The sequence below is a fragment of the Helicobacter sp. 23-1046 genome (genome assembly GCF_053654635.1).
Genome location: NZ_JBSIUS010000003.1, coordinates 16412 through 42562, shown reverse-complemented (window position 1 = coordinate 42562; position 26151 = coordinate 16412). Strand labels below are relative to the sequence as shown.

Sequence of the window (26151 nt, the reverse complement as noted above, 5' to 3'; positions counted from 1 at the left end):
GATGGTGCCGAGGGTCGGACTTGAACCGACACAGGGTTGCCCCTACCAGATTTTGAGTCTGGCGCGTCTACCAATTTCACCACCCCGGCAATTAAAGCATAAAGATAGAATCTATGGTGCGCTGAGCGAGACTTGAACTCGCACGAGTTGCCTCACCACCCCCTCAAGATGGCGTGTCTACCAATTCCACCACCAGCGCGTAAAACAAATACAATTCTAAAACAAAAATAAAAAATGCTAGATTCCCAAAATGACAAAGCATTAAAGAGAATCTAGCGCAAAATTCTTATGATAAGAATGGATTGCTATAAAGCGCAATAATCGCCAAAACTAGCGTATAAATCACTTGTGCTTCGATAAGTGCAAGCGCGATAAACATCGTTCCTAGCAATTTACCGCTGATTCCGGGATTTCTCGCTGTCCCTGAGATTGTCGCTGCAGCCGCGTGCCCCATACCAATCGCACCACCAAGTGCCGCGATACCAACGCCAATCACAGCTCCAGCTACAGAATATGACTTAATCATATCTACACCTAAATCTTGGGCAAACGCCACGCCGACCATACCAACAACTAAGAGCAATAAAGCTTTCATTGCATACTCCTTGTCAAGTTAATTTTACTCAAAGCCATTTCGGATTACTCCCCTACTAAAACTTTGGCGTGTTAATTGTAGCAAGGCTTTTATAAAAGAATGTTTAAATGAGCGATTTTTATGCGTAAAATACCTCAAATCCACACACAATCAATCTCTCATTGCTAAATTTCACGCTAATTAAGCCCTAAGTATTGATATTCGCCCTGCCCTTATGCTACAATACGGCGACTTTAAAGTCAAAATATATAAACCTACAAGGAGAGAGAAAGAAATGGGATTCTTAAAAAACATTAGTCTTGCCACTAAAATGGTGTTATTTATCAATGGGATTGTATTTGTTTGTTTGACAATAATGGCATATATCATTTATCAACGCTCTGCTGATGTGCAAAATAATGAAAGCAACGCGCTTATCGCTAATATCGCAGAAAAATATGCGTTTTATATGGAAGGGGCGATGGGCGATGCCATATCGAGTGCGAGGACAGCTCGAGTGCCTATACAAGAGCTATTGGCTACGACAAAAAATCAAAATATGCTTGAGAAAATTATGCTAGGCTCGCTTAATTCCACTACCACAGCAAGCTGGACATATCTGTATCTAAAGGATACAAGCGTGCTAGGCGGAGGTATCAATAACTCTAAGCACCGCTTGCCAAATGGGGAAATGCTTATCCTCGCTGAAGCCCCAGAAAATGACCTCTCAGCCGATGGGCAAATAGTCGATGCAGACCCTATAATAACAGGCTTTAGGGGTGTGCAACTCGCATTTGAGCGTGGAAAGGTCTCTGTAAGCCCACCTAACCACAAAACCGTCAATGGCAAACAAATGTATGGAATCTCTATCAATATCCCTGTGTGGGATTCTAGTAATTCTAAAGTTGTCGGCGTTATCGGCGTGCTTGTGCGCACCAAAGAATTTAGACAATACATTATTGATAGACTTCATCACGGACATATCAAGGGTGCATTTCCATTCCTCCTCCAAGATGATGGAGTAATCATCTTACACGAAAATGAAAGCATTCAAGGACAAAATCTCGTTGATGTGAATAAAGCCCCAACTGTCGCCCCAATGCTTAAGGCTTCAAAAGAACACAGAAATTATGTGGATATATATCACACTACTCAAGGATTGGAGGGCTATGCTGCGTTGCATTCCTTTGAGGTATTACCCGGTAGTGATGTGTATTGGAGTATGATTATCGCTGCTCCAGAAGATTCTGTGCTTGCCCCTGTGAGAAACCTGCGTAACATTATCGTGCTCTCAGCATTTATCTCGCTCCTTGTTATCGCGGCGATTATGCTTTGGTATGTGAGAAACAAAGTGGTGGCAAGGATTGGTAAAATTGGTCATTGCTTGCGCGATGTCTTTAAATACCTCAACTTTGAGACTTCTACCAAGCCTGCGTTGCTTAAAATTGTCGATGCTTCTGATGAACTCGGGCAAATGGGAGTAACGCTGAATGAAAATATCGAGCGCACCCAAAAATCCCTCGACCAAGATGCCAAACTCATAAAAGAAGTGGTCAATATGGTAGAGGAAGCCAAAAAGGGACGATTTGGTGGCAAGATAGAGACTTCAAGTGGCAATCCTCAAACCAATAGGCTAAAAGATTCTTTGAATGAGATGAGTAACGCGCTCTATGAGCTTGTCGGTGGCAATTTGGAGAATCCATCAAAAGTCTTTGCCTCTTACCAGCGAAACGACTTCACACCAAGAATTGAGAATCCTCAAGGATTAGAAAAAGGTGTGAATCAACTCGGGGATTCTATCGTGCAAATGCTCCAAGATTCAGCGGCGTTCGCCAAAGAACTCGGCGAGCAGAGCAAGATACTCGAAGAATCAATGGCGCGCTTAACCGAAGGCTCTCAAAAGCAAGCAAGCTCACTAGAGCAAAGTGCTGCTGCGGTAGAGGAGATTAGTAGCTCAATGCAAAATGTCAGTGATAAAACAACAGAATGCACACATCAAGCTGAAGATATTAAAAATATCGTAGGAATGATTAAAGACATCGCAGACCAGACAAACCTCCTCGCGCTTAATGCTGCCATTGAAGCTGCAAGAGCGGGTGAGCACGGGCGAGGATTTGCTGTGGTGGCTGATGAAGTGCGAAAACTCGCAGAGCGAACTTCTAAATCACTGGGCGAAATCGAAGCAAATGTCAATATATTGGTGCAATCTGTCAATGAAATGAGTGAATCTATCAAAGAGCAAACCGAAGGGTTAGGACAGATTAACGAAGCAATCGCTCAATTAGAAAGCGTAACGCAAGAAAATGTCGAAGTGGCAAATGCGACAAATGAAATCACTAAGAGAGTAAATGGTATCGCTGATGAAATCTTAGAAGATACAAACAAGAAAAAATACTAGGGTCTAGGGGGGAATCCCCCGCCCTAAATATCCCAAAACTCCCTACCTAAAAAACTCCACTTTAGTCTTACCAAAAAATTTATTATCGCTGTATTTCGCCCACAAAATTTCTAATGCGTATATTTCCCCGCTCAACGCTTTGGCATAGGGGAATTTTTGATAATACAATCTCTCTTGCTCTTTGGTGGCATTTCCAAATTGCGCGCGAATCTGCGCACCCTTAATGGCAAGGAGTTTAAGTGTGCTTTTAGCGATATTTATCCCCACAATGCTAAAAGTTTGTGCTAGTTGTATATGGCGCGTTGTTGGCTCGCTTTTAATGATAAGTGTGAGATTCTCCTCATCAAAAGCATAAAAACAACTCGCACTATGCACGCCACCACAAAACGCTTTAGATTTTTGATTTTCTTTAGATTCTCTTACTTGTGGTTCTCGCACGCTAAGACTTAGGCAATACTGCTTTGTGAGGAATTTTTTTAACCTTGTATCCACCGCGCGTGCAATCCTATTGTAAAATGCGCTCTCCGCGCTTGTTGGAAAAAAGTTTAGTTTGCAAATTGCGCGTAGTGTATTCTTGCAGTGAGCCATCAAAGGCAATGTGAGAATCTTCTAACAAAATAAACCTATCCACCGTGTCTTTAATAGAATCTAAATCGTGCGTTACCATTACAATGGTAATGTTAAGCACTTCACGCAAATGCAAAATAAGCTCATCAAATCTCTGCGCACTCTCTGGGTCTAGCCCGCTTGTGGGCTCATCTAAGAATAAAATATCAGGGCTACTAATAAGCGCGCGTGCAAGTGCGGCACGCTTTTTCATACCACCACTTAGCTCACTTGGAGGCTTTAGTGCGGAGCTTGCGGGCAATCCCACAAGCTCAATCCAAAATAACGCGATTTTATCAATAAGCGCGGGCGGGAAATATCCCTTTTGGCTAAGTGGCACACCGACATTATCAAGCACGCTCATTGAGCTAAAAAGTGCGCCAAATTGAAACATCACCCCACATCTATCTAAAATAAGATTGCGCTTATTTGGCTCTAGATTCCAAATATTTTGAGAGAAAATGTTGATTTCGCCACCACTTGGCTTTTTAAGATAAAGCATCGAGCGCAAAAGTGTGCTTTTACCACTACCAGAGCCCCCCAAGATTCCAAAGATTTCGCCTCGCTTCACGCAAAAGTTTAAATCCCTATGGATTGGCAACCCATCATAATCCGTGCAAAGCCCTCTTGTCTCAATGAGTATGTCGCCACTTATATCAATCTCGCTCTTTTGTGTTTTAAGGAGATTCTTCGTAATCTCGCGTGTATGAGATAGTCCCCTAGCGATATTACTTGAGAGTTTCTTTATGCCCATTCACACTCCTAATGCAGTAACGATAAATGAAAAAACCGCATTGATAAATATAATGAAAAATATCGCATTTACCACGCTTGCGGTAGTTTCTTTGCCCAAAGATTCTGTGTCATTATCCACGCGTAATCCACGATAGCACCCAACCAACGCAATAGCAAGCCCAAAAAACGGGGCTTTAGCAATGCCAACGAGAAAATGTGAAATATTCACAAATTCATAAAACCGCTCCCAAAACTGCGTAAAGCTAATGCCTGCTTGCACATTGAGTGCGAGCATCACAGCAAGCAACCCCACCAAATCCACCAAAAACACCATTAAAGGCATCATAAGCACAAGCGCGAAGATTCTAGGCGTGATGAGATAATCTATGACATCAAAGCCCATAGATTGAAGCGCGTCATTTTCCTCTGTGATTTTCATCGCGCCAATTTGTGCGGTAAATGCCGAAGCCGAACGCCCAGCAATCACTAACGCCATCACAAATGGACCGAGCTCGCGCAATGTGAGCTTGCTGACAATCTCCACACTTAAAATTGGCGTGCCCATTTTGGCGAGCTGGATTGCTCCTTGCATAGCGATGACATAGCTTACTATCATACTTACCACGAGCACCAAAGGCAAAGCTAAAACTCCGCTATGCCAAATATGATAAAAGATAGAGGCGACTTTAAAATGTCTCTTTGGCTGTGTGATGCTTACAAAAAACCGCCAAATACAAAGCCCTGTAAAGTTTAAAAAATCCACACTTTTCTCAAAAGTCTCTTTTAGCGCGTGAATAAAATGCGTTATATCATCGATAAAGGTAGCAGGCTTTTTGGGTGGGATATAACCCTGTGGAAAATCCTCTAAAATAGCAAAAATCTCTTGTGTGCGTTTATTTTGGTTGATAAAGCTATGGGGTTTGTGTTGCAAAATATCTTTTAATAACGCGCAAAAAGCAAAATCAATCGTTGGCTCTAAGCCAAAATCAATCTCCACTTCACTTGCCCTTGCAAGAAGGGTGCTGAGCGCATTGAGATTTGCCTTTTTGGTGGTGAAAATCCACTCGCCCTTAAGCGCAACGCGTAAAATGGGAATCTCTTGCCTCACTTCAAATCCACACATTCAAAATCCCCTTGTCCTATAAATTTAGCGCGTATAAATTTTAGAATAAAATGATTTAAATCGTTTATGAAACCAAAAATAGCTCGAGGGGTTAGATTCTATCACGCTTTGCACCACATCAGCTTGAGCCTGTGTAGCGTGCAAAATATCATCTTGCAAATTTGTAGAATCTCTCGCATAAATTGGCTCTTTAAACTCCACATTATAGCGCGAATAATCCTCATTGTAGTCAATAAAAACAGGCACTATTGCCACCTTAAAACGGCGAGAAATCACAGAAGCAATAACCGTATGCGTAGCACGCTTGCCAAAGAACTTCACTTCAACGCCCTCACTTGAACCGATGTTTTGGTCAATTAAGATTCCCACAAGGGCATTTTTTTGGCTATACATTTTGATTAAATGTCGCATCGCACCTTTTTTGTCAATCATTTTTACGCCCTTTAGCTCTCTGTGCTTAATAATAAGCGCGTTGATACTCTCAAATTGCGTAAGCCTGCCAAGTGAAGCCATTTGACACATTGTATAGCGTGGGGGTAAAATACTCGCCATAGCTTCCCAATAGCCAAAATGCGCAGAAACCAAAATCGCTCCACCATCGCGTGCGATAGAATCTACAATAAAATGTTCGTTGTGAAATGAAAATCGCTCTTCATAAGTGGCAGTATGCAAAAATGGAAGGCGCACAGATTCTAAAAGGATAAAGACAAAATTTTGATAACACCGCTTGATGATTGCACGCTTTTGCTCCTCGCTCATACTTTGCTCAAACACAAAGTCTAAATTCGCTCTAGCGTCATTTTTGCGCCGTTTATCAAGCGTATTTAAAACCCACGCCAATGCCTTAATATGAAAAACAAAAAAACTATGAGGAATTTTTGCTAAAAAAAATCCAAGCGCAGTAGTAAAGCCATCTAAAATATAAAAGGCGCATTTATTCAACAATTTTGTCAAAACAACCTCCTTTTAATCCCTTGAGGTGCTAGATTCTAAAAGTTGTAAAGCGCAATATGCAATTTGACTTGGCAAAATATCATTGATAGAAAAATCATCTTTTTGATAGCGTGGATTTTTGTTTTCACTCAAGGCGATATTTTGAGGACTAAGAAGCGCAAACCGCTCCATTGGCGTGCTCCCATACAGCGTGATAGAAGCGATGCCTAACGCCCACGCTAAATGTGTGATGCCCGTATCCCCACCAATGACAAGATTCACACGCGTAATGAGTGATTTGACCTCATCAAGAGAAAGATTTGTAACCGTCGTAAGCGTGAGATTGTCCTTTTGCTTCACTAAGCTCATAATCTCCTCGCATTTTGTGGGCTCACTATGAGCTAAAAGCACAATTTGGACATTTTTGTGCTGTGTGCGCTTGAGTTCATTTGAAATAATATCAATACATTCTGCAAAAAGCCTTGTAGCATAGCATTTTGTGGGATTTGAAGATTCCAAAACAAGCAGGATTTTTGGGTATGGTAAAAGTGCTGGCGTGCTCGCCTCAAAATCAAAACTCCTCGTGCGCAAAGAAAGCATATCATCAAGCAAGGTGCGTGGAGAGGAAAAATCTTGTAGCGATTGTGGCAAAGAGAAAGAATCTAAAGATTTTTTCGAGATAGAATGAGACGCACCAAAATGCTCATTGATAATCTCTAAACTTTGATGAAGTAAGAGTGCGTTTCTTACCAAAATATGCTCTTTATATGCAATATGCACGCGATTGGTGTAAAAAAATGCACTAAGAGATTCCCTCGCGCTACGCGCACTAAACCCTACAAAAAATCGCTTTTTAATAAACTTGCCTATGAGCGCGGACTTCATAAGCCCCTGCATATCAATAAGCACATCAAAAGGCTCTAATGTGCTTAATTTTTTAAGTTGAGAGAAAACTTGCTTTATGGGGATATGTTTCATAGTGAGTATATGGAGGTCATCAATTTGCGGGGAATGCTCTAAAATCCCAGCAAACCGAGAATCTACAAACCAAGAAATATGTGGTTTAAAGCCATTTTGCCTAAGTGTATTTCTAAAATTCGCCAAAAACGCAGCACTCACAACGCAATCTCCAAGACTTGAGAGGCGAATAATACCAACGCGCAAGGGCTTAAATCCAATGTGATATGTGGTGTTTTGTTTTAAATCCTCTCCTGTTGGCATTCTATTCCCTAATGATTTCTATTTCAAGGCTGTTTAATGGTTTTTGCAATTTTTGTAATCCCTCTTGCGCAAGGTAAAGCGGTGCAGTGGTATATACACGCAAGGTATGATGATTAAGCTCATAGCGCACTTTCGTTGGCACTTGGGTTTTGAAAATACAATGCGTTAATCCAATAATAAAACTCATCCATTGCAACTTTTCAAGCTCCATTATTGAGCCTTTTGAGACAAAATCTTTAAGAAGAGGGGCGGTTTTTGGGATTTTTCTATCACTAAATTCCACCAAAAGCTCGATAATCACGCGTTGCGTATGTGAGAATCCATACTCCAAACCATTAAGCAAAATATATGAGCCGTGCAAATTGCTTTGATAAAAATTAAGCACATTGCCAATGGGACTCAAAAATGCGCCAACGCCAAGCAAGTAGCGCAAATCCTCCTTGCACTTATGCAACGGCAACAGCACATCAAAAAGGCGCAATGCCTCAACCTTTAATAACCGCGCAAACTTTGGCTCTAAACAGAATCTATCTTGGATACTCATTACACAAGGATTACAATCAGGAGGAAAATGCAGGCGTTGATTACGCAATAAATCATTTAAAAACACACCCTCCCTTACGCCTGCGCCACTTGTAATGATATTCTCCGCACGCAGGTGCTCTAAAAATAAATCAAAAATAAGCACACCACTTCTAATGCTATCAAGTCTATCTGGGGTAACTCCAAGCGATTCTAACTTATGAATGGGGGCACTATAAATCTTTTCAAAAAATGCTCTGTGGGTTTTGGTATCAAACTCATAGCCGTGAAGACGCGGGAATGGATACTCCTCATCTTTCATAATCGTCCTTGCCAACGCCCTAATCGTCCCACCAACGCCAAATACCACCGAATGCTTAAAATGCTCGGGTATTTTTGTCATTTCATTTGTGATAAATTCCTTTGCCTTTTTGATTTCGGCATTTTTGTCAAAAAAGAGTTCTTTAATGCGTATCGTGCCCACATTAAGCGAAATGGTATCAATGATTTTGCCATCTTGTATGAGCGCACACTCCGTGCTCCCACCACCAATATCAATAGTAACGCCATTTTTAGCGTGCAATAAATTCGCACACGCAATCCCGCCATACATCGCCTCGCTTTTGCCATCGATGACTTTTATGGCAAGTTTGCATTCTTTTTTAACTCGTGCCAAAAACTCTTTAGAATTTGGTGCATCGCGAATGGCTGAAGTCGCCACGCAAAATATTTTACGCGCCTTATGCGCCTTAGCAACCTCTAAAAACTCTCTTAGGGCGTTGATAGCTCGTTGCATTGGAATCTCTTGCAAGATTCCATTATGCTCATAGCAACCCTCTGAAATACGCACTTTAGATTTAATCTCATATAATAAATGGAATCCAAAGCGACTTGTGCGGCGAAAAATCGCCATTCTCGCAGAGTTTGAGCCAATATCAATAACCGCTGTAATCTTTGCCATTTATACCCCTTGCTACTCACCCTTTTGGAGTTGCTCGAATTTATAACGCAATTCCTCGATATTTTCCATATTATCAGGGTCTGAGACTATCGCATCAACGGGACACACGCTAATGCAATTTGGCTCATCATAACTACACACACATTCTGTGCATAAATCAGGGTCTATCATATAAAATGGGTCATCTGCATCAATCGCACTATTTGGGCACTCCTCACGACACGCATCACACGCGATACACTCATCAGTAATCATTAACGCCATACTTTCTCCTAAAAAATAGAAATTAAAGAGTATTTGTAGCTAAAATCTTTTTAATTTACCATTAAAAATGAAAACCTTATATCAAGTGCTTGTGAATTTGATACAAAATCACTACAAATAAGCAAAGAATTGGGTGTCGCACTTAGAAGTTGCTCAAAATTTTGCTTTGGTAAAAATACTGCTCGGGCTTTGGCAAAAATAGCCTTTTTCAGCTCGTTTGTATCGCGCGTAAGCACGATTGGCAAAAGTCTTAGCTTGCACGCCATTACAAGAAGAGAATCAAGCTCCTTGCCACTCACAAAGCTACTATCAATAAGCACACAATCCGCACCATATAGTGCAGATTCTATCATTTGATAGGGTTTGAGAAAAATATCTTTGTGGAGGATAAGGTTTGTGGTGTAACGGCGCGTATGGCTAAGAAACTCCAAATGCTCAAACACACTATCACTAAGCCTTTCGTCATTTTGAGAATCGAATGCGCGTATATGCTGATAGATTCTAAAGCTATCAATGGTGATTAAATCTTTGCTATCTAGGCTTTGTGCGCATTGTATAAACTTATGCAATTCACAGGGCTGTATTATCACGCTTTGTTTTGAAGTCTTGACTTTGAGCTCCTCAAATGAGTCAATGCGCGAGGTAAAAGGACTATACGCAAGTGTGCGCCCAAGTGAATCATAATCCAACACAGCTTCCCTTGCGTTAAGCGCGTTAAGCGCGTCTGAGAAATGGCGTATATCATAGAGAATCTCCATACAAACCCCAAATAAATGCCTTAAGAGCGGTAATCTGAGTTTATTTCTACATATTTATGCCCTAAATCGCAACCATACGCAGTGTATGCGCCATCGCCTATGCCTAAATCACACACTATGGCAAACTCATCTTGCTCCATTGCCTTTGTAGCTTTAGATTCTGTTTGTTCATCAAAGAGAATTGCGCCTTTTTTATACACTTCCACGCCAGCAATGCTAATGCTTAAAAGCTCTTCTTTCGCGCTCACTCCACACGCTCCAATCGTGCTAGCAATGCGCCCCCAATTTGGGTCTTTACCAAAAATGGCGGTTTTGACAAGCAAAGAATTGCTTAAAGCCTTTGCCGCAACTTTTGCCTGCGCGCTATCTCTCGCTCCGCACACCTTAAAGGCAACCACCTTGCTTGAGCCCTCGCCATCACGCACAATATCAAGGGCAAGTTTGTGCGTTACCATATCAAGGGCTTTGGCAAATGCCTCTTTATCATACGCTCCACTTTTAGCATTGCTTAGCAAAAACACCGAATCATTGGTGCTTTTATCGCCATCTACGCTAATGGCATCAAAGTTTGGCTTAGCAATAGATTCTAAAAGCTCTTTGGCATCTTGGGTGGGAATGTCCGCATCAGTAGTGATAAAACACAGCATTGTGGCAAGACTTGGAGCTATCATTCCAGCACCCTTTGCCATAGCTCCAAGTGTAAAAACCTTGCCATTTTCCAACTCGACTTTAAGTGCGATTTGCTTGCTAAAAGCATCGGTGGTTCGTATCGCATCTGCAGCGCGATTTGGAGCATCGCTATGGAGATTCTCAAAACAAAAGTTGCTAAAAGATTGGATAATCTTTTGCTTTGGCAGGCGCACGCCTATCACGCCTGTGCTCGCCATAATGGGATTTTGGATAAAGCTAAATTGCGATTGCAAAGCGGTCGTAATTTCACAAATATCCTGCACGCCAGCTTCTCCTGTCATAGCATTAGCATTTTTTGTGGTGATGAGTAAAAAATTGCTACGCGCTTGATTATGAGAATCTACACAATGTTGCTTAAAATGCACGATTGGTGCGGCGGCAAAAGTGTTGGTAGTAAAGAGTGCGTTAGCATTAAACCCATCTTGTGCATAGATAAACGCGACATCAAGCGCGTCATTTGCCTTTAGCCCTGCGCTTATGCCATCAGCTATAAATCCATTTGGCGCGCTTACGCCACCTTTAATGGGAAAAATAGAGAATCCACTAGACATAATCCACCTCCTTTGGCTTTTGATTACGCATAATAAGCCTTTTGGTGAGTTTAATATCCTCTGAAGCTCCAATCACAAGCATTTTACACTCACTTGTAACCACCGTGTCATCTTTTGGCATATTGATATATTTGCCATCTTTTTGTGTGATTCCCACCACAGAGATATTTGCCACATCACGGAAATGCGCTTCTTTGAGTTTGCGTAGCACAAGCCAGCTGTATCGTGGGATAACGATTTCTTCTAAATCAAGCTGTGTATTGCGCTTGTATAAAAACTGCTCAAGCAAATTTTCCATATCAGGGCGGATTGCCATAGCTGAGATTCTTTGAGCTAAAAGACGTGAAGCCGAAACCACAAAATCACAGCCTAGCTTTTTTAGCTTATCGGTTTCTTCTTGTGTGTTGGCATTTGCGATGATATAATAAGGCTTGCGGTTAAGCTCCTTTTCAAAAAGGCGCACACTAGCTATAAGTGCGATATTTTCTGCGATATTAGGCGAAAAGGTAACAATCCCCTTAGCCGAAGAAAGATGGGCCTTTAGCATTGAGACTTGACGATACGGGTCGCCTATGATGTAGTAGGGGTATTTATGCTTGCGTGCAGCAATCTCAAAGTCTGGTGTGTTATCCACCACCACAAAGGGAATCTGAGATTCTCTAAATTGCTTGGAGAGCTCGATTGTATGCTCGTTATGATAGCAAATCACATAATGATTGCTTAGTCGGCTAATGTTGTAAATCATATTTTGCTCCTTTATGAGGTTAATAAGGTTGCTGTTATTAAAAATACTCAAAGTAAAAGCCACGCTAAAAGTAACAATCCCCGCACCACTAATCATTAGTATCGCTGTGAAAATAATCGTAAGCGTGGAGAAATGTTTTTCATTAAGCGAACCAAATCCTGTGTTAGTAAAAGTATAAGTCGTTTGAAAAAACGCCTGCATCAAATCATAATCCTCAAGCACCAAATATCCAATCGTGCCAAAAATGATAAAAAGCTGTAATAAAATAAGTGGGATTCTAAATGGTTTTAACTGCGCGTAAAGCTCATCTCCCAAGCTGACATCTGCTTTGAAGTTATGCGGAGATTTCAGCTTTTTGGTGAAAAACTTTGATTGCTTAGGCAAGGGGTTGCCTTAGATTCTAGGATTTTTTTCTCATCGTGCGAAGTGTTGAAGCTGCTACTTTCGCGCGAAAGCTAGTGCCATCATCAAGCTTAATGCGAATAGAGCGTAAGTTTGGGAGGCTACGGCGTTTAGTCTTGTTGTTTGCGTGGCTGACATTGTTTCCAACCATTGGTCCTTTAAATGTAAAAAAACACTTTTTTGCCATAGAATATCCTTTTGGTTTTTGTATTTTGTTCTGGTCTTTTGCACCAATTTTATCAAATCTAGTGGCGCAGCGGACGGGGCTCGAACCCGCGACCTCCGCCGTGACAGGGCGGCATTCTAACCAGCTGAACTACCGCTGCATTTTATTCCTTATAATGCCATAATGGGCATCTCCATTAACACAAGTTAGGATTATTAGACCTAAATGGTGGTCGCTATAAGACTCGAACTTATGACATCCACCTTGTAAGGGTGGCGCTCTACCAACTGAGCTAAGCGACCTCGTGCAGATTAACTCACACCAAGCCTCGCACACAAACGCAAATCCTAAAAGAACTTGTGGTGATCCCGAGGGGATTCGAACCCCTGTAGCCACCGTGAAAGGGTGGTATCCTAACCGTTAGATGACGGGACCATTTTATTGCTTATTTGGTGGTGACCCGTGTTGGATTCGAACCAACGGCCCATTCCTTAAAAGGGAATTGCTCTACCAGCTGAGCTAACGGGTCTTTTGTTTTTTGCAAACCGAAATTATAGTAACTTTGCACGGTTTTGTCAATAGGCATTATAAAATGCGACAAAAAGCCACGCAGAATCTAAGCATTTAGCAGTCCATTTTTCGCATTTATCGTGCAAAATACAGACAATCAAACTTATAGATTCTACAACACCCGAAATTCTTCAGGATTATCAAGCGCATAGCGGAATTTTTCCATATCCACGCGCTTATCCCAAATGCTAACCATTACGCACGCTACGACATTTCCGCAGAGATTGCCCACGCTTCGCATTTCGCTTAAGAACTTATCGATTCCAAGTATGGCTGCCACCGTTACAGCGGGGATTAGGTGCGAGCCATCGCCCATCGTAAGCGCGGAGAGCGTCCCTGCTAGCACGATAAACCCGCTTCCCGTTACGCCCACTGCGCCCTTAGAGCTTATCATCAAAATAAGAATTAGCGTGATAGTTTGCTCGATAGTGATAGGAATGTCAAAGGCTTGAGAGAGGAAAATCACCGCAAGGCTTAGATAAATATTTGTCGCGTCCAAATTAAAGCTATACCCCACAGGCATTACAAGCCCTACGCTTGCCTTTTGGATTCCCGCTTTTTCGAGCTTACGCATTAGGGGGGCTAGCGCAGTCTCAGAGCTAGAAGTCGCAAAGACGACTAGCACCTCTCTATACACAAAGCGCATTAGTTTAAAGATATTGATTTTGCCCATTAGACAGATAAGCCCCAAAATCACAAAGATAAAGGCAAGCACGGCAGCTGCCATCGTGAGAAGGAGCTGTGCCATACCGCTAATGGAGGCAAAGCCAAACTTAGCGATTAAAAAAGCCATAGCCCCAAATGTCGCTAATGGCGAATACCAAATCAGCGCGGTTAGGACTTTGAAAAATGTCTCTTGCATAGATTCTAAGTAATTTAACGCCTTTTCTTTTATCGCAGGGCTTGTAAAGCTAAGTATTATTGCCACGCAAATCGCCATTACAAGCACTTGGAGGATTTTACCCTCCACAAATGGCGTGATAGGGTCGTGGGGAATGGCTGTTTTTAAAATGTGCAAAATCTCTCCGCCAGCACTACTTGGCATACTTGAGCCCTGCGCGATATAGCCCGCCACATCTCCAGAATCTAGAGATTCTACCTTTAAGTGCATTCCGTGCCCGGGCTTAATGAGCTCGCCAAAAAGCACGCCGATGACAAGCGCAAAAGTGCTTACCACCTCAAAATAAATCAGCGTCTTTAGCCCCAAACTCCCCAAAGTCTTTAAGTCCTCTAGGCGCGTGATACCCGTGATGATGGTAAGGAAAATGATAGGTCCCATTAAAAGCTTTAGCCCTTTGATAAAGGGGTCAATGGTGTATTCTTTGCTAGCTATGCTAAAATGGTGAAAAAAGCTGATTATGTCGTTGTTTGTGGCATTTGGCGCAGTATCATAAAAGCTCCCAATACTCCCAAACACCACGCCTAAAAATATGCCAATAAACACCCAAAACACAAGGCTTCTCGCAATGCCCTTGCTCATTTGTTGCTTTTGTTTGTAGCTCCCTTCGTTGCTTTTTGTTATCATTGCTTCCCTTTGTTTTTATATGCGGATTTAGTATGCCCTAAAAACCTTTGTTTCTTGCTTAAAAGTTTAAGTTAAGTTTATCTTAAATGAAAATTTGTAACGAATTGCGCGGGATTTATCCCATTTTTAATAAAGTTTTGCTACAAATTTAAGGAATTTTATGCCACAAGGAGAGCAAAATGCAAACAGACTTAGAAAACCTCAAAAAGAACTATCCTCAAGCTCTATCCTACCACAAGGGAGGAAAGGTGAGAATCCAACCCAGCAAAGCGTTAGATTCTGTTGATGAGTTAGGCTTAGCCTACACACCCGGTGTGGCTGTGCCCTGCAAACAAATCGAAGCAAACCCACTAAGCGCGTATGACTACACTTCTAAGAGTAATCTTGTAGCTGTCATCAGTAATGGCACAGCGGTGCTAGGGCTTGGTGATATTGGTGCGCTTGCGAGCAAACCTGTAATGGAAGGCAAAGCGATTTTGTTTAAAACTTTTGCGGGGATTGATTCATTTGATATTGAAGTGAATGAAAAAAATGTAGATAAGTTTGTCGAGGTAGTCAAGGCTATTGCGCCCACTTTTGGTGGTATCAATTTAGAGGATATTAAAGCTCCAGAATGTTTTGAGATTGAGCGTAGATTAGTTGAAGAGCTTGATATTCCTGTGATGCACGATGACCAGCACGGCACAGCGATTATCTCCACAGCGGGAATCATCAATGCCCTGCACTTGCTTAAAAAAGAAGCAAAAGATATGCGTATTGTCGTTTTTGGCGCAGGAGCATCGGCTATCGCGTGCGCGCGAATGTATAAGGCATTAGGTATAGGAGAAATTATAATGTTTGATTCTAAAGGTGCGATTACCAAGGATAGAAGTGATTTAAACGAAATGAAAAAAGAATTTGCCGTGAATGGACGCTATCCCACATTCAAAGACGCGCTTAGAGGAGCTGATGGGCTTTTGGGACTTTCAAAAGCAAATCTACTCAGTGAAGAGGACATAAAAGAGATGAACGAGAATCCACTCATTTTCACACTAAGCAATCCTATCCCTGAAATAATGCCCGATGTGGCAAAACGCGCCCGCCCTGATGCGATTATCGCCACAGGCAGAAGCGACTTCCCAAACCAAATCAACAATGTGCTAGGATTCCCATATATCTTTAAAGGTGCGCTCAATGTGCGAGCTCGCAAGATAAATGAGGAAATGAAATTTGCTGCGGCAAATGCCATTGCAAAACTTGCAAGAGAGCCAATCACAAATAAATTACAAAAACTGCTAGGACATAGTGTGAGTTTTGGTAGAGAATATTTGCTCCCATCAGCCTTTGATGAACGACTAAATGAAGTCGTATCTAATGCTGTGGCAAAGGCTGCGATAGAATCTGGAGTAGCGCGAGTATAAAACGAAGCCACAGCCTTTGGCTTCATTATTACTTTGCTTCTCTTAGCAACTCATCATAAAAACTAAAATATTCTTTTGATTTGTTTGACTTAAATCGCCCGCCAAGTCGCTTATCTGGCGAGGTAATGCGAGAAAAAAACGGATTTAGTGTTTGCGTTGTGTCATTTTGTGCTGGGAGATTTTGTGATTCTAAAAGCACGAAACTCTCGCAATCAAGCACTTTCACACCCACGGAATCCATTATAAAAAGTAATCCCACACTATAACGAGGACAAAACTCCCTAAAAACCTTAGGGCTTGGGTCATTAAGATTTTTTTGTTTCATAAATGCGGCAAATAAATCGATGTGCATAAACTGCACTTGAGAATTAGAGCGCACGATATGCTGATAGCTTTCTTGGTTTGGGGCAATGGCAATACCACGATTATAAAAACTCCTAAAAATCACACTATCGCCGATTTTAGGCGTAGCAGATGGTGTGGGAAGGTATTTTTGTGGGATTGCATCAAAGGCACTAAACTTCGCGGTGGCGATTTTGTCTTGTATGCCTGTTATATGCGCTTTGGCGATGATGATTTCATATTCTTTGCTTTGTGTTAGCACAATCCCGCTTTCACCAACCCTGAGATTCCCCGCTTCAAAGGTTATTTCACTGCCCTGCACGGATTGTATGCTCTTTTTTAATGCTTTTGTTTCTATTGCCTGCAAAGCACAGACGCAAAGTCCCCATATCAAAAATATCCATATTGCTTTCATTGTATTTTTCCTTTTTTTGTGGTGTGTTGTAAAAACCATAAGATTCCAAATCCAAGACCCGGTGTCTTTATGTATGATGAATTGTGTAAAAACGCCTCCAAATCCGCCCGAGCAATAAGCACACTTTGGATAATCTCGCCATCTACCCCACCACCTCGCAAGATTCTGTCATTTTGTGTAACGGCAGCATAAAAAATATATTGCTTCGCTCCGCTTGTGCCGACTGAAGTGTGAAATTCCGCCACGCTATGGAGTTGTTCTGGGTTAAGTTGATACCCACATTCTTCTTGGACTTCCTCTGCTGCGACTTCTTGTATGCTTTTATCGCATTTATCTAGCAAGCCCGCACACAACTCATAAGTATAGCCGTCATTTTGTCCATTCACATACACAGGCGGACGAAACTGCACCACCACCACTAACGCATCAATATCTATGCGGTGTAAAATAATCGCCACTGAATCAAGGCTTTGAATAAAATCCCAAGTTTTTTGTATGCCATCTTCATTATAGCATATCCGCTTGGGTTTAACATAAACTGAATGCAGACATTCTTGCATAGACATATCGGTAATATGCGTGGGGACAATCCCTCTAACGCCTCGTGCGATTTGCTCACTAGACAAAACTACATCATCTTTTTGCAAGATAATCCTCTCATCAATCAAAGCAATCCATTTCAACAATGTCTATTGTTGTGGTTTGCAATCTATGCAAGATGGTAAGCTCACCATTAGAGAATCTTCTTGCGATTCTCCCGCTCTAGCCACAATAAGCTCAATTTCGTTCTTATACCCCTCCACAAGCGCAAAAAACTCTTGCTTTGCCTCTGGCGGAAGCTCTTTTGTCTGTGCTTTGATGCTACCTAGTGGATTTACAGGGCGATTGTTTTTATACACGCTAAAATGCAAATGCGGACCCGTGCTAAGCCCAGTAGAACCAACTCTAGCGATAAATTGCCCTCTTTTTACTTTTTGTCCTACTCGCAATTTTGGAGCAAATGAATTTAAATGCGCATAAAGCGTTTTTATACCTCCCTCGTGGCTAATCTCCACCACATTGCCATAACCGCCCTTTTTACCGACATACACCACCGTCCCATTACCCGCAGCACTTACCGTCGTGCCTTTAGGTGCAGCATAATCCACACCATAATGCGGACGCACAAATCCCAAGATAGGGTGTTTGCGTCCTAATGAATATTTAGAGCTAATACGCGCACCAATAATAGGGATATTAAGCAAAAACCCCTCGATTTCCTTGCCGTTAATATCATAATAACGCCCATTGGTAAAAGCAAAAAGATAGTTTGGCTTTTTGCCAGTCTCTATCATCGCTGCTTTAATCTGTGCGTTACCCAATGGCTTGCCCAAGCGGTATTTACGATTATAAATAAGTGCGAGATGGTCGCCCTTATGCACCGCGCTAGAGAAATTCACGCTATTTTTATACGCGTTAATAAACTCATTAGCCAATCCTGTATCATCGGTAAGCTCTAAAATATCTTGATATGCGGATTTTTGGATAGATATAAGGAGCTGTTGCTCACTTTGGAAATACGAAACGGGCGTAAAATCAATCTTATAATGGTCGTTGTAGCGAAAAATGTGAATCTGCATACCATCGCCAATAGGAATGAGGGCTTGGACAAGATTATTTTCATTATCAAGTGCGGTATAATAACGCACACCTGCATAAATCTCGCTAGTAAGCTCCCTATCAGTCGGGGACAAGTCATAAAATACGCTCGTTGGGATATTATATCGTTGGAAAAACCCAAACAAAGTATCACCACTTTGCCAGATTCCATCACTCACAACCGCACCAAAAGCACTTACAACCAATAACTTGGTAGCAAAAAGCCACCCACACAACATTTTAAAAAACTTCATACTAGGAATCTCCTTATTTCTAAGCATTTTTACAAACAACTAACAATCAAAAACGCCTATATTAACACAAAAATTTCAAATTTGTATAAAAATAATGCCTAAAAATAGCCTTTTAAGCTATTTTTTCATACAATATCATTTTTAAAATCAAAAATCTAGGAAACACTATGCTGACAAAAAGGGGAATCTTTATTGCGTTTTTAAGCCTTATTATTGCGTTTTTTGTGCTCTATCTCATTAGCAATGCTATTTTTGAGCGCAATGGACCAAGCCTTGATAGCACTCCCCCAGAATTTTGGAATCTAAAAGATGAAATTGTGCTTGAATTTAGTGATGAAAGTGGCATTAAAAGCTATGAAATAGAGCTTTTCTTAGACAATGACTTGCTCGTGCATAACAAAGAAGTGGTGCTCAATAAATCTAAAACACTCAAACTCCCACTGCCAAAACCATCGATTGAGTTAAAAAATGGCGTAGTGGTTGAATACAGGGTGAAAGTCAATGATTGGAGTAATGCCAACCTTTTCATTGGCAATAGCTCAAGTGTAAATATTTTCCTCGTTGTCGATAAAGACGCTCCACAAGTGAGAATCTTTGGCACTTCTCCGCAGATTAGGCGCGGTGGAAGCGCGTTGGTAGTATTTAGTGTCAAAGATATTGCGCTAGATTCTGTTGTATTAAGCAATGGCAAAGATGAATTTAGCGCGTTTGAATACAATGCGACAGAATTAAAACTTGAAGAAAATGAAAAGCTCTATGCTACTTTAATAGCGTGGTCATTGCCTAACACCTTTTTTGATGGCAAGATTATCGCCAAAGATAAAGCAAATAACACCACAAAAATTTCCCTCCCCATCGCCAAAAGTTTCGCTAATCCCATTATGAAGTCTAACATTCACCTAAAAGAGCAATTTCTCAACACCAAGATTCCAAGTTTGCTCGAACTCATTGGCAAAAAGACGACAGACTTCAATGATGATAAAGAACGATTTTTATTTATCAACGAAATAATGCGCAAAGATGATGAACGTCAAATCCTAGAAGCAACCAAAAACAGCACTATCACTAAAAATTATCTTGATTCTGTTTTTGCTTTTAGACCGCTTAGAGGTGCGCTCACTGTCGGGACATTTGGCGATGAACGAAGTTATTACATCAATAAAGAATTGCTTAATATTTCCTATCACTTGGGCGTGGATTTAGCAAGTGTGAAGAACGCGCCGATTTTTATCTCCAATGACGGGCTAGTCGTCTTTAAAAAATATCTTACCATTCACGGACAAACGGCTATTATCTATCACGGAATGGGAATGTTCTCACTCTATGCACATATGGAAGAATCTCCGCTAAAAGTAGGCGATAGAGTGTATATAAACGATGAGGTCGGGCGCACGGGCTCTAGTGGATGGGCGTTTGGCGACCATTTGCACTTGGAGATTCTCATTCAAGGAATCCCTGTGATGTGCTCGAAAGAATGGCTTGCTCCAAGCTGGGTAGAGAGCAACATTAACGCCGTGCTTCTGCAAGCCTTGCAAGATTTTAAAGATTCTAAAGAGGGGCGAGAGGATAGCTCCCTTATGACGCCACAAAGCCAATTTTAATATAAATCATCGCAAAATCAATCCTCTAATTCTTTCATTATTAACTTTTCCTTACCACAAAGCCAATCTTTCATTTTCTCAAACTCACTCTCCAAGCCAATTCCCTGAATGTAAATCTTATCAAACATATCAACCTTTTTTAAGTCTTTTAGATTGCCCACGCCTTTGATATAAATGTCATAATCTGGCTTTGTAGCGATAATTTTTTGCATTGTCTCACACGCCTCTGCAGATAGCTTTTTGGCGCGTTTTTTAATCCAATCATTGCTCCACCAAAGATAATAACAGCTCATAAAATCGCCATATTCACAGCTTTGCTTGCGTAGTTCCAAGTCATCGTTAAGAAATGCCAATCTACCACACGCACCGCCATATTTTCCATCACAAGCTTTTTTTAATAGTTCTTCGTATTTATCAAATTCATCGTATTCGTCCCACAACAAATACCCAAAAGCAGCACAATCACGCATATTTCCGCTATCACACGAATTTGATAGATTTGCAAAACAGCGTTTTTTCTCCGCTTTGATTTTGCTTACCAATTCGTCATCGCTTGATAAATCCCAATGCGCGTGATATATCCCGCAAAATCCCTCCCGCAAAAAATCACCGTGCCCAGAACTAAAATATATCGAATCTATGATAGATTGAGTGCTGCTAGAGCAACCTATAAATGCAAATATAGGCACGAATGCTAGTAATCTTAAAAAATTGCTAAACATTTTAAATCCCCCTGCTTTCCAAATATTCCCCATAAGTTCCGCGAAAGTCGATGATTTTGGCAGGGAGATTCACGCCGTTTTTATCGTTTTTGTCAAACTGCGGGACTAGCTCGATTATGCCAAATATTGCAAATCCAAACGGCACAATTTGTATAAATCTTGCACATCTTTTCATCTCATTTTTCCTTTTCTTGCGCTTCGTTTTTGAATTTTGATAAAATTTGGATTTTATCAAAAACTCACTAATTCTTTCGCAAAATATGCAAATACTCGATTGTGGATTCTTGCTTGTAGTTGCGCGTAGAATCTGCCTTAAATCGTTGATAGATTTTGCTAACTCGCTCATATTTGCCATAATTTTTAAACAAACTTGCGATTTGTGCTAATCCCAAAATCCCCTCATCGTTGTAACTTAAAAAAATCCATTCAAAATCCGCTTTTTTGATAAGATTTTCTAGCGCATCTAACGCGCTGTCCTTTTTACAAAAATCACTTTTTGCATACTCGCGCAATCCTGTCTTGCCCTGCGGGGCAAAATCATCATACAAAGCGATTGTGTTTAGCAAATGATAGTTTGCGCCGTATTCACGGGCATTATAAGGCGGGTCAAGGTAGAGTATGTCGCCTGAAATTTTGGCAATCAAATCACTTGCATTTTCATTAAAAACCTCGTGCGAATTATCGTTAATCTCGTAATTTGCGCCCTTAAATTCCATAGTTTTAAGCGCGGATTTTTTAAGATTTTTTAGAAACGCACCATACACAGAGGCGACATTTGCGACTTTATCGGCGGATTCTAGCAGTGAAGCGAGCAAAAAATAATACGCGTTAGAATCTATGGCGTTTTGTTGCTTAAAAATCTCAATCTGCGTGCGAATCGCATCGATTTTCATCGCATTAGAATCGCTAAAATATAGTCTTTTGTGTTCTTTATTTGCCGTCCCACCTAGCGCGTAATTTTCATAGATTTTGCCTTTAATCCCTTGCAGGTTGTTGAGATTTACCACAAGCGCGTCTAGATTTTGTATCGGCGTGTGGTTTGCTATGTAGTTTTTATTCAAAACAAAGCTATAAAATTCCCTATCATTTGCGATGACTTTACGCACCTTGCGCTTAAACGCCCTGCCAATCGCCCCTGTCCCCGCAAACAAATCACAAAATACGCATTCGCGCAGTGGTTTAGATTTTGCCACTTTTTGCGCGATAGAATCCACAATAAAGTCGCGCAACTTTAATTTCGAGCCTATATAGTTCATTTGGTTTGTTATTTTAAACTGATTCTAACTTGCGTGATTAAACCATGTGTGTATATTTTTTCAATGTTGTATTTATCACACAAATAACTTATTTTTTTTCCTCCTCTAGAGCCATCTCTAAATAAATCTCCTGTCCCATTGTTGATTCCCTCCCTTATTAAATCTACAATAATGCTACCACCATTGTTTAGCACATCAATTTGAGGCAGAATATATGTATTTTCAAATACAATCCCTTCTCTTATTCCAACTATTGTCATTTTATATCCTTTGAATTTTTAATCTTATATCGTTTGAAAATTGGAATCAAACCAACAAATTTACATATTTTTAGATTCCAAATATTCCTCATAAGTTCCGCGAAAGTCGATGATTTTGGCAGGCAAGCTCGTTCCGTTAGAATCAAATTGCGGGACTAGCTCGATTATGCGATTTGAGTATGCGTCAATCAACTCTCTATCGTGGCTTACGCAAATCACATTCCCGCTAAATTTATACAACGCCTCGCCAAGCGCGATGATAGACTCCAAATCCAAGTGATTTGTAGGCTCATCTAACACTAAAAAATTCCCGCCCTCAAGCATTAGCCTGCTTAGCACCATTCGGTGTTTTTCGCCACCGCTTAGGCGATTTACCTGCTTTTCTTGCTCCTCACCTGAGAAGAGCATTCTGCCTAGCGCATTGCGGATTTCGCCCGCTTCCTTGCGCTTATCAAATGCCCTTAGCCACTCAAAGAGCGTTTCTTCGCCCTTTATTTCCTCGCTTACATTTTGTGGGAAATAGCCTCGCTGTGTAGTCGCGCCCCATTTCACACTTCCGCTATCTGGATTCAAGACTTCGACAAGGATTTGCAACAAAGTGCTTTTCCCCACGCCATTTGGTCCAATCACTGCGATTTTATCGTTTGGCAAAATTTTTAAGCTCACATTTTCTAGCACTTTTTTGTCGCCATAAGATTTGCTGATATTTTCACATTCTAGGGCTTCATTGCCGATGGTGCGATTTGGCTTAAACACTATGCTGGGGTCGCGCCGTGAACTGACTTTAAGCGCGGAAATATCAAGTTTTTCTAACTGCTTTTGGCGCGAAGTGGCTTGCTTTGCCTTACTCGCATTTGCGCTAAATCGGGCGATAAAGTTTTCTAATTCCTCTTTTTCTTTGAGTTTTTTGTTGCGCTCGGCTTCTTGCTGTTTGGCAATCAAGGTGCTTGCGATATACCAATCATCATAATTCCCGCTAAACTCGCGCACGCCTCCAAAATCCATATCCAAAATATGCGTGCAGATAGAATTTAAAAAATGCCTATCGTGGCTAATCACCACGATTACGCCCTCATAATGCTTTAAGTTGTTTTCCAACCACGCGATTGAGGGCAAATCAAGGTTGTTTGTAGGCTCATCAAGCAATAAGATTTCAGGCTTTGGAAACAGCACTTGTGCAAGCAAAATCTTAAATTTATCCCCGCCTGTAAGGCTACTCATAAGGTTTTGGTGGCTTTTGGCGGGGAATCCCAAATCCTCCAAAATCCGCTCAATCACCACTTCGCACTCATAAGTAGGGTCTTCCTCCGCGCAAATTATCTCCAAATCGCCTAACTCGTTATTTACCTTTTCATCGCTTAAATCGCCATTTTCATAAAGCCACTCTTTGCGCTTGATTGCGTCATAGAGGCGTTTATTGCCGATAAGCACGGCGTCTTTTAGGCTTAGATTTTCATAGGCGTATTGGTCTTGTTTGAGGACGCCAAGCCTTGCATTTGGGGCGATTACCACTTCGCCACTTGTGGCTTCGTCCTCGCCTGAGAGAATCTTTAATAGCGTAGATTTTCCCGCGCCATTTGCGCCGATAAGCCCGTAGCGTTTGCCGCAATCTAAACTCAAATTCACATTTTCAAAGAGTTTTTTGGTGGGATAGCGCATTGAGAGATTGATTGTTTGGAGCATTTTTTGTCCTTAAAGTAAGAATTTCACACAAAACGCGCTATTATAACAAAAAGATTACAATTACACCAATTTCACACACAAAAGGGAAGTAAATGAAAACAACAAAGATGATAGACACTCGTGGTGGAGGGGATTATAAGAGCTTTTGTGAAGCGATTCTCTCTCCTAGCACGGCAAGTGGTGGTCTCTATACATTTTCTGCACTACCGACATTACACAAAAACGAGCTTGTAAGACTTAGCAAATGCTCTTACAAAGAGCTATGTGAGGAGGTTTTCTCGCTTTTGGGATTAGACATTCCCAAAGGACTTTTACGCGATGCGCTCCAAACTTATGAAAACTTTGATGACGCAAACACGCCCGTGCAACTTAAACGCTACGATGAGAATCTTACCGTGCTAGAACTCTATCACGGACCCACTCGAGCGTTTAAAGATATGGCTCTCCAGCCATTTGGCTCACTTATAAAATCTCTAAGCACGGATAAAAGGTATCTTATCCTCGTGGCGACAAGTGGCGATACAGGACCAGCGACATTAGAGAGTTTTAAAGATGCGAGTAATATCGATGTAGTCTGCCTATATCCAAGCAAGGGCACTTCAGATGTGCAACGACTACAAATGGTAACCAAAGATTCCCCAAATCTCAAGGTAATTGGCATACAAGGCAACTTTGATGATGCGCAAAGCACACTTAAAACCTTGCTTAGCGATGATGAATTTAATGCAACCTTGCAAAATCTCAACATTTCTCTATCGGCTGCGAACTCCGTAAATATCGGGCGTATAGTATTTCAAATTGTCTATCACATTTGGGTGTATTTAGAGTTATTGCGACGCGAGGAAGTGTCTTTGGAAAATCCCGCATTCTCACACATTAACATTATCGTGCCTAGTGGAAATTTTGGTAATATTTTGGGGGCATTTTATGCGAAAGTTATGGGCGTGCCTATAAACCGCCTAATTTGCGCGTCAAACCCCAACAAGATTCTCTATGAATTCCTCACCACAGGCGTGTATGACATTAGGACAAAAAACCTTATCCAATCGCTTTCCCCTGCAATGGACATTATCAAAAGCTCCAATGTGGAACGGGTCTTGTTTGCACTCTTTGGCGCGCAACGCACGGCACAATGTATGCAATCTCTCCAAAAAAATGGAGTTTATGCCCTTGATGTCAAAGAGTTGCAAGCACTTCAAGAGCATTTTAGCGCGAGTTTTTGCACAGATGAGCAATGCAAAGAGTTCATTAGAGAATCGTATGCGAATGGATATGTATTAGATTCCCATACGGCGTGTGGATTAAAGGCATATAAAGACTTTAAGCAAAGTGTGGGTGGCAAGTTTGTGCTTTGCTCCACTGCGGAATGGAGCAAATTTGCTCCCACCATTGCAATGGCATTACGAGAGGATAAAGAAATTTCTAAAGTTTCTCACAAATCAAACGATTTAGGGAAACTTAAGGAGATAAATAAATATGGCGACAAGGAGGCTATTGCTTTCTTGCAGGGCTTAGATTCTCAGATTACCCTGCATAGCAATATTAGCTCGCTATTTGACAAGCCCATTGCGCAAAGCCAAGAGCTAGCCATTAAAGAAGTCAAGCCCCACATTATAGAGTGGCTTACACAACGGAGGTAAAAATGAATATTGTGAATAAAAATTGGCTTATTCCAACCATCGCATTTTTTTTCTTTCTTTATGCGATGGCTTTGCTTGGCATTTATACCTTTAGAGATTCTCAAGACGCGCTCTTTGAAGGGGCAAAGAATCTAGGACCAACAAGCGTTAAAGACCTCCAAAAAGAGATTGGCAAACGCGGAATATCGAGGTAGCC

26 protein-coding genes and 6 tRNA genes are annotated in these 26151 nt (G+C 41.3%); 5 read left to right on the top strand and 27 right to left on the bottom strand.

What is annotated here, in order from left to right; genetic code table 11:
- Positions 1-2: 2 nt before the first annotated feature.
- The 3 genes from ACWIUJ_RS07880 to ACWIUJ_RS07870 all read right to left on the bottom strand — a co-directional run bounded on the left by ACWIUJ_RS07880 (position 3) and on the right by ACWIUJ_RS07870 (position 595).
- Positions 3-89 (bottom strand) — tRNA-Leu (locus ACWIUJ_RS07880).
- Positions 90-114: 25 nt separating this feature from the next.
- Positions 115-199, bottom strand: a tRNA-Leu gene (locus ACWIUJ_RS07875).
- Positions 200-286: 87 nt separating this feature from the next.
- The gene (locus ACWIUJ_RS07870; protein ID WP_454170087.1) at positions 287-595 is read right to left on the bottom strand and encodes a F0F1 ATP synthase subunit C; all 309 of its coding nucleotides are present in this window, start codon (positions 593-595) and stop codon (positions 287-289) included.
- Between the two features lie 274 nt (positions 596-869).
- On the opposite strand from ACWIUJ_RS07870, the gene ACWIUJ_RS07865 reads away from it, so the two are divergent.
- Positions 870-2972: a methyl-accepting chemotaxis protein gene (locus ACWIUJ_RS07865; protein WP_454170085.1), complete on the top strand. Its 2103-nt coding sequence runs from the start codon at positions 870-872 to the stop codon at positions 2970-2972.
- Positions 2973-3014: 42 nt separating this feature from the next.
- Here the strand turns inward: ACWIUJ_RS07865 and ACWIUJ_RS07860 are convergent, their stop codons facing one another.
- From ACWIUJ_RS07860 to ACWIUJ_RS07785, 16 genes are all read right to left on the bottom strand, one after another.
- Positions 3015-3464: a hypothetical protein gene (locus ACWIUJ_RS07860; RefSeq protein ID WP_454170083.1), complete on the bottom strand. Its 450-nt coding sequence runs from the start codon at positions 3462-3464 to the stop codon at positions 3015-3017.
- A gap of 13 nt (positions 3465-3477) precedes the next feature.
- On the bottom strand, positions 3478-4332 hold the full coding sequence (locus ACWIUJ_RS07855; protein WP_454170081.1) for an ABC transporter ATP-binding protein: 855 nt from the start codon (positions 4330-4332) through the stop codon (positions 3478-3480).
- The gene (locus tag ACWIUJ_RS07850) at positions 4333-5436 is read right to left on the bottom strand and encodes an MlaE family ABC transporter permease (RefSeq protein WP_454150002.1); all 1104 of its coding nucleotides are present in this window, start codon (positions 5434-5436) and stop codon (positions 4333-4335) included.
- A gap of 24 nt (positions 5437-5460) precedes the next feature.
- Entirely contained in the window at positions 5461-6390 is a 930-nt protein-coding gene (locus tag ACWIUJ_RS07845; RefSeq protein WP_454150004.1) for a lipid A biosynthesis lauroyl acyltransferase, read from the bottom strand.
- 12 nt (positions 6391-6402) lie between these two features.
- A complete protein-coding gene (gene waaC / locus ACWIUJ_RS07840; RefSeq protein ID WP_454170079.1) occupies positions 6403-7590 on the bottom strand; it encodes a lipopolysaccharide heptosyltransferase I in 1188 nt (395 codons plus the stop codon).
- Position 7591: 1 nt separating this feature from the next.
- Positions 7592-9073, bottom strand: a complete 1482-nt coding sequence (locus tag ACWIUJ_RS07835) for a Ppx/GppA phosphatase family protein (RefSeq protein WP_454170077.1) — start codon at positions 9071-9073, stop codon at positions 7592-7594.
- Positions 9074-9085: 12 nt separating this feature from the next.
- The gene (locus ACWIUJ_RS07830; protein ID WP_454150010.1) at positions 9086-9337 is read right to left on the bottom strand and encodes a YfhL family 4Fe-4S dicluster ferredoxin; all 252 of its coding nucleotides are present in this window, start codon (positions 9335-9337) and stop codon (positions 9086-9088) included.
- Between the two features lie 50 nt (positions 9338-9387).
- On the bottom strand, positions 9388-10095 hold the full coding sequence (locus ACWIUJ_RS07825; RefSeq protein WP_454150012.1) for a hypothetical protein: 708 nt from the start codon (positions 10093-10095) through the stop codon (positions 9388-9390).
- A gap of 20 nt (positions 10096-10115) precedes the next feature.
- Complete coding sequence (argJ, locus tag ACWIUJ_RS07820) at positions 10116-11336, bottom strand: bifunctional glutamate N-acetyltransferase/amino-acid acetyltransferase ArgJ (protein ID WP_454150014.1); 1221 nt, start codon at positions 11334-11336, stop codon at positions 10116-10118.
- On the bottom strand, positions 11329-12465 hold the full coding sequence (locus ACWIUJ_RS07815; protein WP_454150015.1) for a potassium channel family protein: 1137 nt from the start codon (positions 12463-12465) through the stop codon (positions 11329-11331). The genes argJ and ACWIUJ_RS07815 overlap by 8 nt, the downstream gene beginning before the upstream one ends.
- A 16-nt stretch (positions 12466-12481) precedes the next feature.
- The gene (rpmB, locus tag ACWIUJ_RS07810; protein WP_454150016.1) at positions 12482-12670 is read right to left on the bottom strand and encodes a 50S ribosomal protein L28; all 189 of its coding nucleotides are present in this window, start codon (positions 12668-12670) and stop codon (positions 12482-12484) included.
- A 62-nt stretch (positions 12671-12732) separates the two neighbouring features.
- Positions 12733-12809, bottom strand: a tRNA-Asp gene (locus ACWIUJ_RS07805).
- A 66-nt stretch (positions 12810-12875) separates the two neighbouring features.
- Positions 12876-12951, bottom strand: a tRNA-Val gene (locus ACWIUJ_RS07800).
- Positions 12952-13009: 58 nt separating this feature from the next.
- Positions 13010-13084, bottom strand: a tRNA-Glu gene (locus ACWIUJ_RS07795).
- Positions 13085-13102: 18 nt separating this feature from the next.
- Positions 13103-13178 (bottom strand) — tRNA-Lys (locus ACWIUJ_RS07790).
- Between the two features lie 153 nt (positions 13179-13331).
- Complete coding sequence (locus ACWIUJ_RS07785; protein ID WP_454170232.1) at positions 13332-14699, bottom strand: cation:dicarboxylate symporter family transporter; 1368 nt, start codon at positions 14697-14699, stop codon at positions 13332-13334.
- A 224-nt stretch (positions 14700-14923) separates the two neighbouring features.
- On the opposite strand from ACWIUJ_RS07785, the gene ACWIUJ_RS07780 reads away from it, so the two are divergent.
- Complete coding sequence (locus ACWIUJ_RS07780; protein ID WP_454150018.1) at positions 14924-16144, top strand: malic enzyme-like NAD(P)-binding protein; 1221 nt, start codon at positions 14924-14926, stop codon at positions 16142-16144.
- A gap of 28 nt (positions 16145-16172) precedes the next feature.
- On the opposite strand, the gene ACWIUJ_RS07775 is transcribed toward ACWIUJ_RS07780, so the two are convergent.
- From ACWIUJ_RS07775 to ACWIUJ_RS07765, 3 genes are read right to left on the bottom strand one after another with little or no spacing between them, the layout of a single operon-like run.
- Entirely contained in the window at positions 16173-16901 is a 729-nt protein-coding gene (locus tag ACWIUJ_RS07775; RefSeq protein ID WP_454150019.1) for a plasminogen-binding N-terminal domain-containing protein, read from the bottom strand.
- Positions 16898-17569, bottom strand: a complete 672-nt coding sequence (locus ACWIUJ_RS07770) for an NUDIX domain-containing protein (RefSeq protein ID WP_454170073.1) — start codon at positions 17567-17569, stop codon at positions 16898-16900. The genes ACWIUJ_RS07775 and ACWIUJ_RS07770 overlap by 4 nt, the downstream gene beginning before the upstream one ends.
- 21 nt (positions 17570-17590) lie before the next feature.
- Complete coding sequence (locus tag ACWIUJ_RS07765) at positions 17591-18793, bottom strand: peptidoglycan DD-metalloendopeptidase family protein (RefSeq protein ID WP_454150022.1); 1203 nt, start codon at positions 18791-18793, stop codon at positions 17591-17593.
- A gap of 167 nt (positions 18794-18960) precedes the next feature.
- Between ACWIUJ_RS07765 and ACWIUJ_RS07760 the strand changes: the two genes are divergently transcribed.
- Positions 18961-20394 carry a M23 family metallopeptidase gene (locus ACWIUJ_RS07760; RefSeq protein ID WP_454170071.1) on the top strand — a complete coding sequence of 478 codons (1434 nt, stop codon included), beginning with the start codon at positions 18961-18963 and terminating at the stop codon, positions 20392-20394.
- Between the two features lie 17 nt (positions 20395-20411).
- On the opposite strand, the gene ACWIUJ_RS07755 is transcribed toward ACWIUJ_RS07760, so the two are convergent.
- From ACWIUJ_RS07755 to ACWIUJ_RS07735, 5 genes are all read right to left on the bottom strand, one after another.
- A complete protein-coding gene (locus ACWIUJ_RS07755; RefSeq protein WP_454170069.1) occupies positions 20412-21116 on the bottom strand; it encodes a hypothetical protein in 705 nt (234 codons plus the stop codon).
- Position 21117: 1 nt separating this feature from the next.
- Positions 21118-21291 (bottom strand): hypothetical protein, encoded by a 174-nt coding sequence (locus tag ACWIUJ_RS07750; protein WP_454170067.1) that lies wholly within the window; start codon positions 21289-21291, stop codon positions 21118-21120.
- 67 nt (positions 21292-21358) lie between these two features.
- The gene (locus ACWIUJ_RS07745; RefSeq protein ID WP_454170065.1) at positions 21359-22372 is read right to left on the bottom strand and encodes a DNA adenine methylase; all 1014 of its coding nucleotides are present in this window, start codon (positions 22370-22372) and stop codon (positions 21359-21361) included.
- A gap of 8 nt (positions 22373-22380) precedes the next feature.
- On the bottom strand, positions 22381-22632 hold the full coding sequence (locus tag ACWIUJ_RS07740; protein ID WP_454170063.1) for a hypothetical protein: 252 nt from the start codon (positions 22630-22632) through the stop codon (positions 22381-22383).
- A 60-nt stretch (positions 22633-22692) separates the two neighbouring features.
- Entirely contained in the window at positions 22693-24315 is a 1623-nt protein-coding gene (locus ACWIUJ_RS07735; RefSeq protein ID WP_454170061.1) for an ABC-F family ATP-binding cassette domain-containing protein, read from the bottom strand.
- Positions 24316-24407: 92 nt separating this feature from the next.
- On the opposite strand from ACWIUJ_RS07735, the gene thrC reads away from it, so the two are divergent.
- Positions 24408-25955 carry a threonine synthase gene (thrC, locus tag ACWIUJ_RS07730; protein WP_454170059.1) on the top strand — a complete coding sequence of 516 codons (1548 nt, stop codon included), beginning with the start codon at positions 24408-24410 and terminating at the stop codon, positions 25953-25955.
- Between the two features lie 2 nt (positions 25956-25957).
- Positions 25958-26149 carry a hypothetical protein gene (locus tag ACWIUJ_RS07725; protein ID WP_454150038.1) on the top strand — a complete coding sequence of 64 codons (192 nt, stop codon included), beginning with the start codon at positions 25958-25960 and terminating at the stop codon, positions 26147-26149.
- Positions 26150-26151 lie beyond the last annotated feature (2 nt).

Coding starts and splice junctions, on each gene's coding strand:
- ACWIUJ_RS07870 (WP_454170087.1), bottom strand. CDS start 595: ATGAAAGCTTTATTGCTCTTAGTTGTTGGTATGGTCGGCGTGGCGTTT.
- ACWIUJ_RS07865 (WP_454170085.1), top strand. CDS start 870: ATGGGATTCTTAAAAAACATTAGTCTTGCCACTAAAATGGTGTTATTT.
- ACWIUJ_RS07855 (WP_454170081.1), bottom strand. CDS start 4,332: ATGGGCATAAAGAAACTCTCAAGTAATATCGCTAGGGGACTATCTCAT.
- ACWIUJ_RS07850 (WP_454150002.1), bottom strand. CDS start 5,436: ATGTGTGGATTTGAAGTGAGGCAAGAGATTCCCATTTTACGCGTTGCG.
- waaC (WP_454170079.1), bottom strand. CDS start 7,590: ATGCCAACAGGAGAGGATTTAAAACAAAACACCACATATCACATTGGA.
- ACWIUJ_RS07835 (WP_454170077.1), bottom strand. CDS start 9,073: ATGGCAAAGATTACAGCGGTTATTGATATTGGCTCAAACTCTGCGAGA.
- ACWIUJ_RS07830 (WP_454150010.1), bottom strand. CDS start 9,337: ATGGCGTTAATGATTACTGATGAGTGTATCGCGTGTGATGCGTGTCGT.
- ACWIUJ_RS07825 (WP_454150012.1), bottom strand. CDS start 10,095: ATGGAGATTCTCTATGATATACGCCATTTCTCAGACGCGCTTAACGCG.
- argJ (WP_454150014.1), bottom strand. CDS start 11,336: ATGTCTAGTGGATTCTCTATTTTTCCCATTAAAGGTGGCGTAAGCGCG.
- rpmB (WP_454150016.1), bottom strand. CDS start 12,670: ATGGCAAAAAAGTGTTTTTTTACATTTAAAGGACCAATGGTTGGAAAC.
- ACWIUJ_RS07785 (WP_454170232.1), bottom strand. CDS start 14,699: ATGAGCAAGGGCATTGCGAGAAGCCTTGTGTTTTGGGTGTTTATTGGC.
- ACWIUJ_RS07780 (WP_454150018.1), top strand. CDS start 14,924: ATGCAAACAGACTTAGAAAACCTCAAAAAGAACTATCCTCAAGCTCTA.
- ACWIUJ_RS07775 (WP_454150019.1), bottom strand. CDS start 16,901: ATGAAAGCAATATGGATATTTTTGATATGGGGACTTTGCGTCTGTGCT.
- ACWIUJ_RS07765 (WP_454150022.1), bottom strand. CDS start 18,793: ATGAAGTTTTTTAAAATGTTGTGTGGGTGGCTTTTTGCTACCAAGTTA.
- ACWIUJ_RS07760 (WP_454170071.1), top strand. CDS start 18,961: ATGCTGACAAAAAGGGGAATCTTTATTGCGTTTTTAAGCCTTATTATT.
- ACWIUJ_RS07755 (WP_454170069.1), bottom strand. CDS start 21,116: ATGTTTAGCAATTTTTTAAGATTACTAGCATTCGTGCCTATATTTGCA.
- ACWIUJ_RS07750 (WP_454170067.1), bottom strand. CDS start 21,291: ATGAAAAGATGTGCAAGATTTATACAAATTGTGCCGTTTGGATTTGCA.
- ACWIUJ_RS07745 (WP_454170065.1), bottom strand. CDS start 22,372: ATGAACTATATAGGCTCGAAATTAAAGTTGCGCGACTTTATTGTGGAT.
- ACWIUJ_RS07740 (WP_454170063.1), bottom strand. CDS start 22,632: ATGACAATAGTTGGAATAAGAGAAGGGATTGTATTTGAAAATACATAT.
- ACWIUJ_RS07735 (WP_454170061.1), bottom strand. CDS start 24,315: ATGCTCCAAACAATCAATCTCTCAATGCGCTATCCCACCAAAAAACTC.
- thrC (WP_454170059.1), top strand. CDS start 24,408: ATGAAAACAACAAAGATGATAGACACTCGTGGTGGAGGGGATTATAAG.
- ACWIUJ_RS07725 (WP_454150038.1), top strand. CDS start 25,958: ATGAATATTGTGAATAAAAATTGGCTTATTCCAACCATCGCATTTTTT.